Source organism: Parashewanella curva (assembly GCF_003675895.1).
In the GTDB taxonomy this organism is placed as follows: Bacteria; Pseudomonadota; Gammaproteobacteria; order Enterobacterales; family Shewanellaceae; genus Parashewanella; species Parashewanella curva.
This window is the reverse complement of record NZ_ML014805.1, coordinates 13744-28442: the sequence shown is the minus strand read 5'-3', so window position 1 is coordinate 28442 and position 14699 is coordinate 13744. Positions and strand designations below refer to the sequence as shown.

General features: G+C 40.9%; 14 protein-coding genes, 1 tRNA gene and 1 rRNA gene. 10 read left to right on the top strand and 6 right to left on the bottom strand.

Annotated features, from left to right (window positions below):
- Positions 1-4: 4 nt before the first annotated feature.
- The 5 genes from rrf to D5018_RS15625 all read left to right on the top strand — a co-directional run bounded on the left by rrf (position 5) and on the right by D5018_RS15625 (position 2031).
- A 5S ribosomal RNA gene (gene rrf, locus D5018_RS15645) occupies positions 5-120 on the top strand.
- A gap of 127 nt (positions 121-247) precedes the next feature.
- A tRNA-Asp gene (locus D5018_RS15640) sits at positions 248-324 on the top strand.
- Between the two features lie 166 nt (positions 325-490).
- Entirely contained in the window at positions 491-793 is a 303-nt protein-coding gene (gene tnpA, locus D5018_RS15635) for an IS66 family insertion sequence element accessory protein TnpA (protein WP_121839938.1), read from the top strand.
- 23 nt (positions 794-816) lie between these two features.
- Entirely contained in the window at positions 817-951 is a 135-nt protein-coding gene (gene tnpB, locus D5018_RS15630; protein ID WP_121839937.1) for an IS66 family insertion sequence element accessory protein TnpB, read from the top strand.
- Between the two features lie 101 nt (positions 952-1052).
- Positions 1053-2031, top strand: a protein-coding gene (locus D5018_RS15625) for an IS630 family transposase (RefSeq protein ID WP_121839936.1) whose coding sequence is annotated in 2 segments (ribosomal slippage) — positions 1053-1451 and positions 1453-2031 — 978 coding nt in all. Because the reading frame shifts where the segments join, the coding sequence is not laid out codon by codon here.
- 32 nt (positions 2032-2063) lie between these two features.
- On the opposite strand, the gene D5018_RS15620 is transcribed toward D5018_RS15625, so the two are convergent.
- The 3 genes from D5018_RS15620 to D5018_RS15610 form a co-directional block, all read right to left on the bottom strand.
- Positions 2064-2477, bottom strand: a complete 414-nt coding sequence (locus D5018_RS15620; RefSeq protein ID WP_121839935.1) for a hypothetical protein — start codon at positions 2475-2477, stop codon at positions 2064-2066.
- 163 nt (positions 2478-2640) lie between these two features.
- On the bottom strand, positions 2641-3081 hold the full coding sequence (gene dtd / locus D5018_RS15615) for a D-aminoacyl-tRNA deacylase (protein WP_121839934.1): 441 nt from the start codon (positions 3079-3081) through the stop codon (positions 2641-2643).
- Positions 3041-3940: a virulence factor BrkB family protein gene (locus D5018_RS15610; RefSeq protein ID WP_121839933.1), complete on the bottom strand. Its 900-nt coding sequence runs from the start codon at positions 3938-3940 to the stop codon at positions 3041-3043. Before D5018_RS15610 ends, dtd begins: the two co-directional genes overlap by 41 nt.
- A 109-nt stretch (positions 3941-4049) precedes the next feature.
- On the opposite strand from D5018_RS15610, the gene D5018_RS15605 reads away from it, so the two are divergent.
- Both D5018_RS15605 and D5018_RS15600 read left to right on the top strand, forming a co-directional pair.
- A complete protein-coding gene (locus D5018_RS15605; protein ID WP_121839932.1) occupies positions 4050-4532 on the top strand; it encodes a SycD/LcrH family type III secretion system chaperone in 483 nt (160 codons plus the stop codon).
- Between the two features lie 99 nt (positions 4533-4631).
- The gene (locus tag D5018_RS15600) at positions 4632-6713 is read left to right on the top strand and encodes a hypothetical protein (RefSeq protein ID WP_121839931.1); all 2082 of its coding nucleotides are present in this window, start codon (positions 4632-4634) and stop codon (positions 6711-6713) included.
- A gap of 1 nt (position 6714) precedes the next feature.
- Here the strand turns inward: D5018_RS15600 and D5018_RS15595 are convergent, their stop codons facing one another.
- Positions 6715-7620 carry a pseudouridine synthase gene (locus D5018_RS15595; RefSeq protein WP_121839930.1) on the bottom strand — a complete coding sequence of 302 codons (906 nt, stop codon included), beginning with the start codon at positions 7618-7620 and terminating at the stop codon, positions 6715-6717.
- Positions 7621-7719: 99 nt separating this feature from the next.
- Here D5018_RS15595 and D5018_RS15590 point away from each other — a divergent pair, with 99 nt between their 5' ends.
- The gene (locus D5018_RS15590) at positions 7720-8640 is read left to right on the top strand and encodes a manganese-dependent inorganic pyrophosphatase (RefSeq protein ID WP_121839929.1); all 921 of its coding nucleotides are present in this window, start codon (positions 7720-7722) and stop codon (positions 8638-8640) included.
- Between the two features lie 33 nt (positions 8641-8673).
- On the opposite strand, the gene D5018_RS15585 is transcribed toward D5018_RS15590, so the two are convergent.
- Positions 8674-9666 carry a hypothetical protein gene (locus D5018_RS15585; protein WP_121839928.1) on the bottom strand — a complete coding sequence of 331 codons (993 nt, stop codon included), beginning with the start codon at positions 9664-9666 and terminating at the stop codon, positions 8674-8676.
- Positions 9667-9833: 167 nt separating this feature from the next.
- Between D5018_RS15585 and D5018_RS15580 the strand changes: the two genes are divergently transcribed.
- On the top strand, positions 9834-10706 hold the full coding sequence (locus D5018_RS15580; protein WP_121839927.1) for an SDR family oxidoreductase: 873 nt from the start codon (positions 9834-9836) through the stop codon (positions 10704-10706).
- A gap of 265 nt (positions 10707-10971) precedes the next feature.
- Here D5018_RS15580 and glnA read toward each other — a convergent pair whose 3' ends face one another.
- Complete coding sequence (gene glnA / locus D5018_RS15575) at positions 10972-12381, bottom strand: glutamate--ammonia ligase (protein WP_121839926.1); 1410 nt, start codon at positions 12379-12381, stop codon at positions 10972-10974.
- 357 nt (positions 12382-12738) lie between these two features.
- Between glnA and typA the strand changes: the two genes are divergently transcribed.
- Positions 12739-14580, top strand: coding sequence for a translational GTPase TypA (gene typA / locus D5018_RS15570; protein WP_121839925.1), 1842 nt, complete (start codon positions 12739-12741; stop codon positions 14578-14580).
- The last annotated feature ends 119 nt before the right edge of the window (positions 14581-14699 follow it).

Sequence of the window (14699 nt, the reverse complement as noted above, 5' to 3'; positions counted from 1 at the left end):
TTTGTCTGGTGACAATAGAGCTGTGGCCCCACCTGAATCCATCCCGAACTCAGAAGTGAAACGCAGCCTCGCCGATGGTAGTGTGGGGTTTCCCCATGTGAGAGTAGGTCATTGCCAGACGCCAAATTTATCTAGTTGTGATTGCAACTTTTGATATTTGCGATGCTCATGTACTAGCGTACACTGTGCTTCTCAATTCAAAATTTCCTTCCACAACCGATAAATCTACGAAAGTAGATTAGAGTTTGGAGCGGTAGTTCAGTTGGTTAGAATACCGGCCTGTCACGCCGGGGGTCGCGGGTTCGAGTCCCGTCCGCTCCGCCAACACAACAAAGCCTCGTCAGAAATGATGGGGCTTTTTTGTGCCTGTAAGAAAAGCATTAGAGCGGTAGTTCAGTTGGTTAGGTTCTTTGTAAGCGTCCGCCAAACCGCACCTGTCATTACCAATTAAAATTGGCATAGTGGTCTTTTTTATCAACGGCTACAGCTAATGCGACATCAACACCGAAGCTCTGAAGAATGGCTACAGCTTCTCGAAGAACAACAGGATTCAGGATTAACCATAGGCCAATTCTGTCATCAAAAATCGATCCCCATTCAATCGTTCCACAATGCCAAAGCTAAAATAAAGCGCTTACGTAAAGAAGTGGATCACATTAAAGCTAAAGTCCCTGCTGAGTCCATTTCCATTATCACAGCGACTAAAGATGATGAACATGATGCAAGCCTCGTCTTAGTTCACGGCGCAACACAGCTCAGTATTCCCAAATCAACCAGTGCTAAGTGGTTATAAACGTTAATTAAGGAACTAAACTCATGAAGATGTTTTGTGGTGCCTCTGAGATTTACCTTTACCGTCAACCCGTCGATTTTCGTAACGCCATTAACGGCCTAAGCCAGATTGTTGAGTCACAAATGAACCTCTCTCCAATTATACCATTCTGTATTTAAATATGATCTAATGTAAGTATCACTTTCTTTCACCCTTTTTTATAAGTAATTTTTCTCCTGAACAACTTATCGCTTTATCTAAGTCTGAAAAAGATGCACGTATGAGAGTTCGTTTACTGGCTGTGGCACGTTTTCTTGAAACTCACAATCGAGCTTTAGTCGCTAGGCAGTTGAAGTTAAGTAGAACTAGCGTTAACGCTTGGGTCAGAATATACCTGTTAGAAGGCGTTGAAGCTCTTAGAAACAACATGTCCAAGCAAAATGCTAGCAAGATAAGCAGCACGCAAAAACAACGTTTATATGAATACATTGAAACTCAAAGCCGTTCCGAACTTGGCGGTAGGCTGACTGGCAAAGATATTCAAGCTTATATCCTGTTAGAGTTTGGCATTGAGTATCACCTAGACCACATTTATAGGCTTTTGAAAAGCATAGGATTAAGCTGGATCACTAGTTGCTCTAGACACCCTAAGCAATCAGTAGAAGCTCAAGAAGAGTTTAAAAAAAATATCATATAAGGCGATCGCAACGATCCCTTTTCACATACCTCTGCATAAGGTTGATATTTGGTTTCAAGACGAGGGTCGTTTTGGTCAACAAAATACGACAACAAGGCTTTGGGTACCGACAGGAAGCCGGCCTCGGGCTGTTCAGCAACAGCAATTTGAGTACGCCTATATTTACGGTGCAGTCTGTCCTACTACAGGAGCCACAGAAGCCCTTGTCACACCATGCGTAAATAAAGATGCAATGAGTCAGCATCTGAAGCAAATCTCGCAAGCAACTGCTCCAGAACGGTACGCACTTGTGATAATGGATGGTGCGGGCTGGCATACAGCCGACATAACTGAAGAATTTGATAATTTATCGATGTTGAAATTGCCACCATATTCACCAGAGTTGAATCCTATAGAGCAAGTATGGAGTTGGTTGAGACAGCACTGTTTAGCCAATAGGTGTTTCGATAGCTATGAAGATATAGTGGAGCAATGCTGTAAAGCATGGAATCAATTTATTGAGTGCACAGATAGGGTTATGAGTATGTGTCTAAGGAGCTGGGCAAAAGTGACCAACTTCTAATACAGAATGGTATTAGACTCTTTATTTAACGATTATTCCCATGGATAGCATCTGATGTAGTCACAAGTAATGCCTACTTTATCTAGAACAGGGCCTGAATATATTACTTGATTAGCTTCAGCATTGGTTACAACGACATTAATACTGTCTATTTTACTCTGGCTATAAATTGGATAAGCATTTTTAGGGCTTATTGCAATCAATTCATTATTGCCTTGAACTTTAATATTAAGGTACGCGTGGCGGTTAGCATTATAAATCGGCATACAAGCTTTTAAACTTGGGTTGTGTGGATCAGCCTTAATGCAGTATTTGTAGCCTGTCTTAATGTTTATAAAATTACTTGAAATGTTAATGGGGATTGAAGGTTTAAGTGGTTGAGATTCTACTTGCATGGAAGACATTGCAAGAAGCATCGATAAAATGAAGAAACGATTATTGTTCATCTAATTCTTCCTTTTTAAGCTTGGTCTTACTTTAATCTAACCTGAGCATTGATCATTGAATAGTTCATTTTTGATTAAGGTATGCTTTATTGCTGTTTTAGAAATATGAGCCTATGCTTGATTAACTTAGCTTAAGTATATATTCGGCCTTTTTACTTTGCGATTATTTTGATTCCAAGATAAAGGTAACCGGCCCGTCATTGGTTAAGCTGACTTGCATATCTGCCCCAAAACGTCCACTTTGTGTCATTATACCCTGTTGCTGGCAATAGCGGATGAAATGTTCATATAAAGTACTAGCTTGATCTGGCGTTGCCGCAGACGAAAAACTCGGTCTACGTCCACGGCTGGTATCTGCTGCAAGGGTGAATTGCGATATCACTAAAAGTTCACCCTTTATTTGTTCAAGGTTAAGGTTCATCTTTCCAGCATCATCAGAAAAAACTCGATAGTTGATGATCCTTTGGGCTAGTGCTTCCGCAGATGAAGGCGTGTCTTCTTTTTCTACGCCTAATAACAACACTAACCCTTGCTTAATTTGACCTATGGTCTGCTGGTCTACGTTAACCTTCGCATGGCTTACTCGTTGAATGATGGCTTTCATTTTGTTTTTCTTGTAATTGGTTAAAAAATTCTGGGAGTGACGCTGTAATTAAAGCGCCCAATAATACGATCATCCATGAGATATAAACCCAAACGAATAGGATAGGAATGGTGGCAAGGGTGCCGTATATGGCTTCATAGCTTGGAAAATGAGTGAGATAAAATGCAAATAGTTTTTTGCCTGCTTCAAATAAGAATGATGAACATGCCGCACCAATAAGCCCATGTTTCCAGTGAACGTGTGTATTAGGCACTGTTAGATACAACATAAAAAATGCAGCAAATGAAAACAGCATAGGTAAGTTGGAGACAAAGAAAGGGGCTACTTGAGGATCATTAAAAAACTTTAATGAGATTAAGTAAGACGTTGCCGCTAAACTGGCTCCAACAAAGATAGGGCCTAACGTTAATACCATCCAATACATTGAAAAAGAAATTGCCCAGCGTCGCTTTTTCTTAATTCGCCAAATCCTATTCAATGTGCGGTCGACCGTTGATATCAACATTAAGGCAACCACGACTAGAACCATGATACCTATGGTGGTTCCTTTAGACGCATTACTGACAAATTTATTAATATTGGACTGAATCACGTCGTTCGCTGATGGTAAAAAATTGTGGTATATGAATTCTTCTATGAGTTCTCTTACACCCTGAAAGACTGGGAAAATAGAAAGCATTGACATCATTACTGCGACTATGGGCACCAAAGACAGTAAAGTCACATAGGTTAAATGGCCTGCCACAATGTTAACGTGATCTTGTTTAAAGCGATTAAACAAGTGAACTAAAAAACTCGTAAAAGTTTTTAGGAAAGATAATTGCTGGGGCAGCGCAGATAATGGCTTAAACCCATTCATGGCTTAATTCTCCGATTCCATGAGAAATTTTCGTAAACTATCGCATTGAAATGGCATTAGTGCAATACAGTCTATACTGATGATCAATCCACATCATTAGGAGTTTTGAATGAAGCAGCGTGATCCTGATTGGGAAGTCGATATCAAACAACTGGAAGAAGCGTGCCATCAAGCGTTAGTAGAGCATAAGACGTTGGCTGAAGCTAAGGGCATAACGCCTCAAGAACTCGAAGATGTGTATGCCAAAGGTTTAGAAAAATATCATGCTGAAAAGCTAGAAGAAGCCCTTGCTGATTTTAGTTACCTAGTCATGCATCAACCTTATGATCGGAGATTTCATATGGCGTTAGGCTCAACTTTTCATTGGTTAGGTGAGTTTAAACATGCAATGAATTTTTATGGGTATGCGTTATTAATGGACGCCTGTGATCCCGGTGCGACCTTCCGTATTGCTCAATGCTTTTTAAGCTTGGGTGATGAAGCTTCGGCGATTGATGCCTTGCAAACGGCCATCTCTCAAAGTTTTACTAAGCCAGAGCATTACGAAGTCGGGCAGCACGCTCGTAAGTTATTAGAAGAAATTAATAAATAGAGTTTTTCTTTGAAATTGTAAGCATTTAGGCATTACACGTTTAAGTAAGCATCCCATAATTCACTCTCAGGGAAGAGCTGTACTTCGAGTTTATGACGTATGGCTATACAAATTGAAAACCTTGCCTCAGTGACCAGGGGAATTGATCAACATATTCATTTAGAGGAAGAGCCGGAGGAGGATAAACCCACTATTCCTCTAATCGTAGTTCAAAGTCCACCCAACACTCCCATAGCTGATGCCAACCCTTCAATAATTGAGTTCGCCGACTTTAATCCGAATCAATTGTCTCCAATTGGAGCTCGAGTTAGTACTCGAGAGGCTATTTCTGCATCAATTAGCGAAGAGGTTGAAAAAACGAGAAAAGAGTTTGAAAACGCTCGTTTAAGGGCGCATCAAGAACAGATAAATTTAGCGAAAAAAAAGTTTTTTATAAAGTTGGCTACATTAGGAATTAGTTTGTTTGGCTTTGTGGTTTCTCTCGGTATTGTGGTAGCGACGGTAGGACAAGGAGCACCTGTAACGATTATTTTTGGGCTTTTAACATTAATCACATTAGCTGATGTTTGTTGCGCTTTGAAAGATTATTCGAATAAACAAAAAGGGCTGAGAGGATTGCCGATGGGGGATGATGCTATTGGTAATGCTTGCTATGCAATAGCGACTAAATTGGGTGTCCAGCCTAGAAAAGCAAAAGTAGCTGCCAAAATTGGCTCAGTGTCAATAAAAGTGGGGCTTGGGATAGCAATGATCGGTTTCTTAGAAGCCTCTCCAGAGTTTTTAAGTAGTCCAGCAGGTATTATACAGGCGGTAGATGAAGTGGTTGAACAAGGGATTATTTTTGGCGTTGAACAAAGCCAAATTTTACCCGAAACCGATGAGTCAGTATCCCACCTTAGAATTGAGCAGAAAGTTAGATTTAGAGTGTATTTAGCTGTACTGGCTGCTGAAAGGAATTTAAATACGATTATTGAGGAACAAAAGGCTATTGAACAAAATTACAAACGACTTATTCAAGCAGAACAAGTGATAGTAGATCGACAACTTGATACATTAACCAATCTTCAACAAGACTTACGGAAAAAATTGCAAACGTGGAATACGTTAGTTACAACACTATCAACTCAACAGGTCAGTTTTAAAAATAAGCTTCATTGTGTGGCAATAAATTTTGAGTCAGAAGAGGTGAGTGAACAAGAAGTGAAGGCTCACTCTCTTATGTTTACTCCCTATGAGCGAGCGCAATCAATTAATGTTGAGTTACAAAATAAAACACAACGTATTAAAGAAGAAAAACAAAAAGCCGTAGAAGATTTTAAGGCTTCAAAATTAAAACATGCTAGAGGTAATCTAGCTTCGAAATGCATCACCTCTATTGCCTTGTTTGTCGGGTTTGGTGTATCGGTTTCCATTGCTGTTTTAACATTAGGTTTAGGTGCACCATTGGTGTTTTTTGCCTTCAGCAGTTTTTGCATCAGCGTAGCCGATACGATTGGTGCTGGTATTGAACTTCATTACGTGAAAAAACAGCAATCTTCCCAAGAGTTTGGTTGGGATATGTTGGCAAACATGGCTTATAAAATTATGTGTGCTTGGAATGTAGAAAAACAAAAAGCAAGACGGTGGGCTGAGGGCATATCTGGAGGCGTTCGACTGGTTTGCAGTTTAGGTGCTTTGTTACCACGAACCTCGACCACAGATGTCACTGAAAAAGTGGATGACTTTATCAGTGCCATACAAGAAATTGCAGAACCCCTCGAAGAAATGGCTGAGCAAGTTTCATCTCGTGAGGAAAGAGCCGAAGTGATGGGCGCAGAGGCAAGAAAAATGTCGGAAGAATTACATGAGCAAATTAATGTGTTCTCTTCACACAATGAGGCAATGGGTATTCTAAAGTCGGTTACCTTACATAGATTGAACCCAAAGATTCGAAAGAGAATAGAGCTTTGTGCTTCGATTGGAAAACTCGAAGACACGCTTTCTGAGTGCCAAGTACAGTTTCAATGTCTTAGCTCTGATGAAAAAAAGATTGTTTTGCCGTACATGCAAGATGAGCAAAGAAAAAAATTGCTATACCGATTAATGACCCCAAGGGAATGTGAAGGCTACAGTCAACAATTGCCTAGCCAAAAACTAAAGGAATTAAGACCAGAATCAACTTTGCAGGTGAGTTTAGTGTAACTCAGGGAACTAGAGAGGTACGATCAAATGATATAGCCTGATCCGTTAGTGGATCGATAAAACTAAGTTTGTAAGCGATCAGTTTTAATGGATTGTGAAAATCAGGTTTTTCCTTATCTTTCAATTTCGGATAAAAAGCATCATTCAAAATAGGCATGCCAAGGCTCATCATATGCATTCGAAGTTGATGCGTTTTACCTGTTACTGGTTCCAATTCAAAACGTCCAATGCCCTCGTTTATTTCTAATAGTGATATTTCAGAGTGACTATTGGGTTCGCCTTCTACGATTTCCATTACAAATGAGGGATTTGATTTTTGGAGTCGATTTTTAACCGTCCAATGCAGTTTACCTTGGAGATCAAATTGCTGTTGAGTTTCCGCGGGGACTCTAGCGAAGGCTTGATAGCGTTTTTTTATGGCACCATCACGAAATAGGTTGTGGTATATCGCCCGAATTTCAGGTCTTTTGGTCAACAGAATTAAGCCTGCGGTATCTTTATCTAATCGGTGTGCGGGTGTTATCGTCTCAATACCCGTGCTGGCTCTCAGCCGAGAAACCAAACATTCATTAATGTATTTTCCTCCCGGTGCAACTGGTAAAAAGTGAGGCTTATTAACGACAAGAATATTGTCATTTTCAAAGATTATCTGTTCTTTAAATGGAATCGGGGTTTCTTGCTCAACTTCACGATAATAATACACTCGTGCTGTTGGCCGACAAAGGTTGTCAGTAGTGATTAAGGTTTTGTCTTGCCAATGCACTTTGCCTTCAGTCATTCGCTTTAGCCATTGGGCTTTGCCAATCTGCGGATATTTATCACTCAGAAACTCTAATACTGTTAGATCGTTAGCGGTATCTTGAGGAATAGCAACGTAAGAAGGGTGTTTGGCTACAACAGAGGTCATAAGGCAATATGAGCAATCAAAAAATCAATTTTATCGTATATTTTTGAATTTGGCAGAGTTTTGATAAAATCTTCGCAAATAACTTGGAGATTATGAGCAATGTCAATTTACGTAGTGGGACACAAGATCCCGGATTCTGATTCTATTTGTGGTGCCATCGCCCTAGCTTACCTAAAAAATCAAATCGGTGAGCCTGCAATCGCGACCCGTTTAGGTGAGCCTTCGCCTGAAACACAATTCATTCTTGATAAGTTCGATTTTGAAGCGCCAGAGCTAAAGCTAAGCTACGCTGGTGAGCAAGTATATATTGTCGACCATTCAGAAGTGACTCAAGCTCCGGACGATATTGCTGAAGCGACTATTGTTGGGATTGTTGATCACCATAAACTGGGTGACTTAACAACTTCTACACCTCTTGAGTGTTGGATCCGTCCTGTCGGTTGTTCTAACACCGTTATTAAAATGATGTACGATTTCTACAATGTTGAAATTCCAAAAGACATTGCGGGCATCATGATGTGTGCGATTTTAAGTGACACGGTTATCTTCAAATCTCCAACTTGCACCACGGCGGATATTCGTTGCGTTGAAGCATTAGCAGAAATTGCGGGTATCGAAGACTTTAAAGCGGTTGGCATGGAAATGTTTAACGTTAAGTCTGATGTGAAAGGCGCGAAACCACGCGAGCTTGTGATGCGTGATTTTAAAGACTTCAACATGAACGATAACTTAATCGGTATTGGTCAATTAGAAGTGGTTGATCTATCGGTGTTTGATGATATCAAAGCTGATTTAGAAGCGGATATTGCGGCACTTAAAGAAGAAGGCAACCGTCATACTGTCATGCTATTACTAACTGACATTATGAAAGAAGGTTCAGAGTTATTAGTTGTCAGTGATGATGCAGATTTAAGTAAAAAAGCGTATAAAATTGCCTCTGAAAACGGCCGTTCTTGGTTACCGGGTGTGCTCAGCCGTAAGAAGCAAGTTGTACCACCACTGCAAGAAGTGTTTGCTTAATCGCTATAGAGTTAAAGTTTGTATCAGCCCAGCCTAATGCTGGGCTTTTTGATTTATAGCGTTTATGAACGTCAATGGCCTGTCTAACCCTAAATATATCTCATTAATTTTTCCAATAGGCTGCTTAAGCACTAATTTAATATTAGGTGTTCCAGCTAAGTTATATCGTTTAATATGAGAAGCGCGCTTTATTCTTTCTTGGTTATGTTCAATTTTTTCAATATTACTCAGTTCTATCTCCATAGGGTTAAACACACCATAGCGAATATAAAGGTGTTGGCTGTCGATTGATATTGGGCGGCGTGACAGCGCTCTGTACTCAGCGATAAAAAAGACCATGCCTAGTATGGTTAATATCGTCACCACATTCGCCGCCGTAGCAGACCAAATAAAATGCAGTAATAAATGAACTATCGGGATCTCAAATATAAACAACAAAATAAAGCCAAGAGCGTTTGATTGTGTTCCGTCTTTGTTGTGATAGCTAAAGTGGGTATAGCCTTTAAAATGTTTAGGGTTGACCTTATTTGCAAACAAAGCAAAGGTCCAGATTCTGGCTTCAAAACTAAATAGTTGGGTGAGAATACCTTTGCTGAATGCCTTTTCAATCGGTGCAGTAATAGCGCTATCGGGATCCATATTTTCGGAAAGCGCCGCTTTAATACCGAGATAAACAGTAAAAATGGTAAAAATTTCAAAGGCTAAAAATAACGGAATGATCAAATAACGTAATGCTGCTAAATAAGACCATATTTCTTGGTTAGGCTCTGGAATAATAAAACGGCCAATAAGAATGACCAACAGCAAGTAGCTGATCGATTTTATGAGTGCTTGCTTTTTGTCTTTGATACATAAAAAGCAAATGAGCGGAATTGATATTAAGCCATCCAATAAATACAGCCATTCAAACTTAGCTTGTCCATACTCGTTCAACCAAGTATTGGATTGATAGTAATACGCCCACCATAGTGAAATTAAAGCAAAAAAGAGAAATGGAATATGCTGCTTTTTTATTGGGTTTAACAACTTATCTTCCTTGTTATAAGTAATTAATTATCAAGATGATAAATCAATTTGATAATTCTTTCATTCATCCTTTTGCCCTATTTGATTTAAGGCTGATTCAGCTGAAATTCATGGAGTTAGCTCAATATAGTTTTATTCTGACGTTTTGAATTGTATTAGGTCCTAGTATGGGAACATCAGTATTAGTAACAGGCTCTGCGAAAGGGTTTGGTTACTTAATTGTAAATACCTTACTGGATAGTGGATTTACTGTGGTTGCCTCAATGCGTGATCCTTATGGAAAAGATTTAGCGATAGCCGATGAACTTGAATTGAAAGGGGCACGAGTGGTTGCCATTGATGTGACTAATGATAGAAGTGTGATCAAAGGAGTGGCTCAAGCAATTGAAGACGTTGGAGAGATAGATGTCTTGATCAACAATGCAGGCAGAGGGGCGTTGGGTTGGCAAGAGAGTTTTACGATTGATGACTTCAAATCAGTATTTGATATTAATGTGTTCGGGGTGCAGAGAATGATCCGAGCGGTGCTGCCATATATGAAGTTGCGTCAGAGTGGAACACTGATCCAAATATCCAGTACCTTAGGTCAGTTCGTGCTGCCTTTTATGGGAGCGTATAACGCCAGCAAACACGCGATTGAAGGCTTATCAGAAACCTATCGAGTAGAGTTGTCTCAATATGGTATTCAAACGCTGGTGGTAGAACCCGGTGGTTATGGGACTGGCTTTTTGGCTAATTCACTTAAAGCGAATGACAGTGAGGTTACTTCGACTTATGCGAAGAAGGCTAATGCGCCTGAGTTGATGGTCGCTGGCTTTGAAAAAAGCCGCGCTGATGGCAATGATCCCGACCCTCAAATGGTGGCTGATGCCATTTTAGACTTACTGCAAACCAACCCTATAGATAGACCCTTTCGCACCGTCGTCGATGGCGAAAGCTCACAGTCGACGATACAGTCAATTAATGAGGTGACAGAAGATTGCATGCAGACTATTTATAAAAGCTATGGCATGGATAACTTATTAAAGCTCAAGCAATAATGCTTGCAAACCTGAGCTCTGCATAAGCAAACCTCTACAGCACAGCTACTTATGCGGATTTCTGCGTTAGAATAGCCCGAAATAGGCTGGCTATTACGAACTGTTCTGCCTTGAACTACACAAAATTAGCCGCACTGTAGATTGAATTTATATTTGATTTGCAAAAACAAAACAGTGCTGATTTCTTTATACAGAGCTCAGATTTGCTAACAAAAAAGCCTTATTGATCGCTCAATAAGGCTTTCCATATAGATTGAAATAACAATTACAAGCTGTAGTAAAGCTCAAACTCAACTGGGTGAGTTGTGCGGCTTACACGCTCAGCTTCTTCTGTTTTCAATGCAATGTATGACTCGATGTAATCTTTACTGAATACACCACCTTGAGTAAGGAAGTCGCTGTCATTACGAAGACTTTCTAATGCATCTTCTAGCGATGTCGCTACTTGTGGGATACCATCAGCCACTTCTGGTGGTAGATCGTATAAGTCTTGATCCATTGCATCACCAGGGTGGATCTTGTTTTGGATACCGTCAAGACCCGCCATTAGTAGTGCAGAGAATGCTAGATATGGGTTAGCCATTGGATCAGGGAAGCGAGTTTCGATACGACGAGCTTTAGGGCTTGGTACCACTGGGATACGAATCGATGCAGAGCGGTTACGGGCTGAGTAAGCCAGCATTACTGGTGCTTCAAAGTGAGGAACTAGACGCTTATAAGAGTTAGTGCTTGGGTTAGTGAACGCGTTTAGTGCTTTAGCGTGCTTGATGATACCACCAATGTAGTACAGTGCCATTTCACTTAGACCAGCGTATTGATCACCAGCGAATAGGTTAACACCGTCTTTCGCTAGAGATTGGTGAACGTGCATGCCGCTACCGTTATCACCTACAACTGGCTTAGGCATAAAGGTTGCTGTTTTACCATAAACGTGTGCGGCATTGTGAACAACGTACTTAAGGATCTGAGTTTCATCAGCCTTTAGCGTAAGGGTGTTAAAACGAGTAGCGATTTCGTTTTGGCCTGCAGTTGCTACTTCATGGTGATGTGCTTCAACTACTAGACCCATTTCTTCCATAAGAAGACACATTGCACTACGTAGATCTTGTGAAGAGTCTACAGGTGCAACAGGGAAGTAACCACCTTTCACCATTGGGCGATGACCAGTGTTGCCATCGTCATATTTTTTGTCAGAGTTCCATGCTGCTTCAGTTGAGTCAATAGCATACATGCTGCCAGCCATGTCGGTTTTGAAGCGAACATCGTCAAATAAGAAGAACTCAGGCTCAGGACCAATTAATACGGTGTCGGCAATACCGGTTGAGCGCATGTAATCTTCGGCACGCTTAGCGATAGAACGTGGGTCACGGTCGTAACCTTGCATGGTGCTAGGTTCAAGAATGTCACAGCGGATCAGCGCGGTCGTTTCTTCTGTGAATGGATCAAGAACAAAGGTGCTTGGATCTGGCATTAGTACCATGTCAGATTCGTTGATGCCTTTCCAACCAGCAATAGATGAACCATCGAACATTTTTCCATCTTCAAAGAAGTCTTCATCGATCTGGCTAGCAGGGATTGATACGTGTTGTTCTTTACCTTTAGTGTCGGTGAAACGTAGGTCGACAAATTTTACGTCAAATTCTTCAAGTTGTTCTAACACAGCAGCAATCGACATGCTTAAATCTCCAATAGAATGAAAGGGTACGCTTTTATTTTGGGGCGATCATATCACATCACCAATTTGAAATATGCTATAAGCCAATCCTATGCCAAAATCATAACCTTATGATTAATCAATAAATAAGCTGATTTTTTGTAATAGAAAATTATCATTTTGCACCATGAAATAACTTGTGTGCACCATCTTGGTGCGTATTAAGATCGTTGTGAAAGATGAATTTTTTATTGAACAAAAAATAATCCTGTGCCTGAGGGCTGAGCTAGAGTAGAATAGGCCGCTTTTTGGAAGACACCCTATAATTATGGGCGTCGGTTTTATATTGCTGAGTTCATAAGATTGAACTTGGTATAGATGGTAAGAGGCTTCTTTGTGTCTAAGCTAGATAAATTACGTAACATCGCCATTATTGCTCACGTTGACCATGGTAAAACAACCTTGGTTGATAAGTTGTTGGCGCAATCAGGTACCCTTGAAACGCGCGGAGAAGCTGAAGAGCGTGTAATGGACTCAAACGATCTTGAAAAAGAGCGTGGGATCACCATTCTGGCGAAGAATACTGCCATCAAGTGGAACGATTATCGAATTAATATTGTGGACACCCCAGGTCACGCTGACTTTGGTGGTGAGGTAGAGCGTGTTCTATCTATGGTTGACTCAGTATTGCTACTGGTTGATGCGGTAGATGGTCCAATGCCACAAACGCGTTTTGTAACCAAAAAAGCGTTCGCTCAAGGTTTGAAACCAATTGTTGTGATCAACAAGGTTGACCGTCCAGGTGCTCGTCCTGATTGGGTAATGGATCAAGTATTTGACTTGTTCGATAACCTAGGCGCAACTGACGAGCAGTTAGACTTCCCAGTAGTTTACGCTTCTGCATTGAACGGATTTGCAACGCTAGATCCAGATGAGCCAAGTGAAGACATGACGCCACTGTTTGAAGCAATTGTTGACAAAGTATCTCGCCCTGACGCTGACGCTGACGGTGAGTTCCAAATGCAAATCTCACAGCTAGACTACAACTCTTATGTTGGTGTTATCGGTGTTGGTCGTATCAAGCGTGGTAGCGTTAAGACTAACCAACAAGTAACCGTAGTAGGTGCTGATGGTAAGACGCGTAACGGTAAAGTCGGTCAAGTATTAGGTTACTTGGGTCTAGACCGTCACGAAGTAGAAAGCGCGGAAGCGGGTGATATTGTAGCGATCACCGGTCTTGGCGAGCTTAAAATTTCTGATACCATCTGTGCTCAAAGTGCTCCAGAAGCACTACCAGCGCTGTCTGTTGATGAGCCAACATTAACCATGACCTTCCAAGTAAACACCTCTCCGTTTGCGGGTAAAGAAGGTAAGTACGTAACCTCTCGTAATATTCTTGAGCGTCTAGAGCAAGAATTGGTTCATAACGTTGCATTACGCGTTGAAGAAACCGAGAGCCCAGATCGTTTCCGCGTATCAGGTCGTGGTGAACTTCACTTAGCGATTTTGATCGAAAACATGCGTCGTGAAGGTTACGAATTAGCGGTATCTCGCCCTGAAGTAATCGTTAAAGAAATTGACGGTGAAATGTGTGAGCCATATGAAACTATGACCGTCGATGTTGAAGAAGAACATCAAGGTGCGGTGATTGAAAAATTAGGTATGCGTAAGGGCGATATGCGTGACATGCTGCCAGACGGCAAAGGTCGTGTACGTATCGATTTTGTTATTCCAAGTCGTGGCTTAATTGGTTTCCAAACGGAATTCCTAACCGCAACTTCAGGTACAGGTCTGCTTTACCATACATTTGATCACTATGGTCCAGCGATTGAGTCTGATATCGGTCAGCGTAACAACGGTGTATTGATCTCTAACGGTACGGGTAAAGCACTGACATTTGCGCTTTATAACCTACAAGATCGTGGTCGTCTGTTTATTGGACACGGTGTTGAAGTGTATGAAGGTCAGGTGATTGGTATCCACTCACGTTCTAACGACCTTACTGTTAACTGCTTGAAAGGTAAGCAGCTAACTAACATGCGTGCATCAGGTACTGATGAAGCACAAATTCTGACTCCGCCTATCGAGCTAACCCTTGAACGTGCACTTGAGTTCATCGACGATGATGAGCTAGTAGAAGTAACGCCAGAGAGTGTTCGTGTGCGTAAGAAGCACCTAACGGAAAATGACCGTAAGCGTGCAGCACGTGGTCACGTTTAATCTTAAATAAAAGATAAACACCTTTAACCCAGCCTTAGTCGCTGGGTTTTTTTATGCTTAAAATGTCAATTGTTAATGATATGCTGTAAAAATAAAATGGGTAAGATAGTATAAAAAGT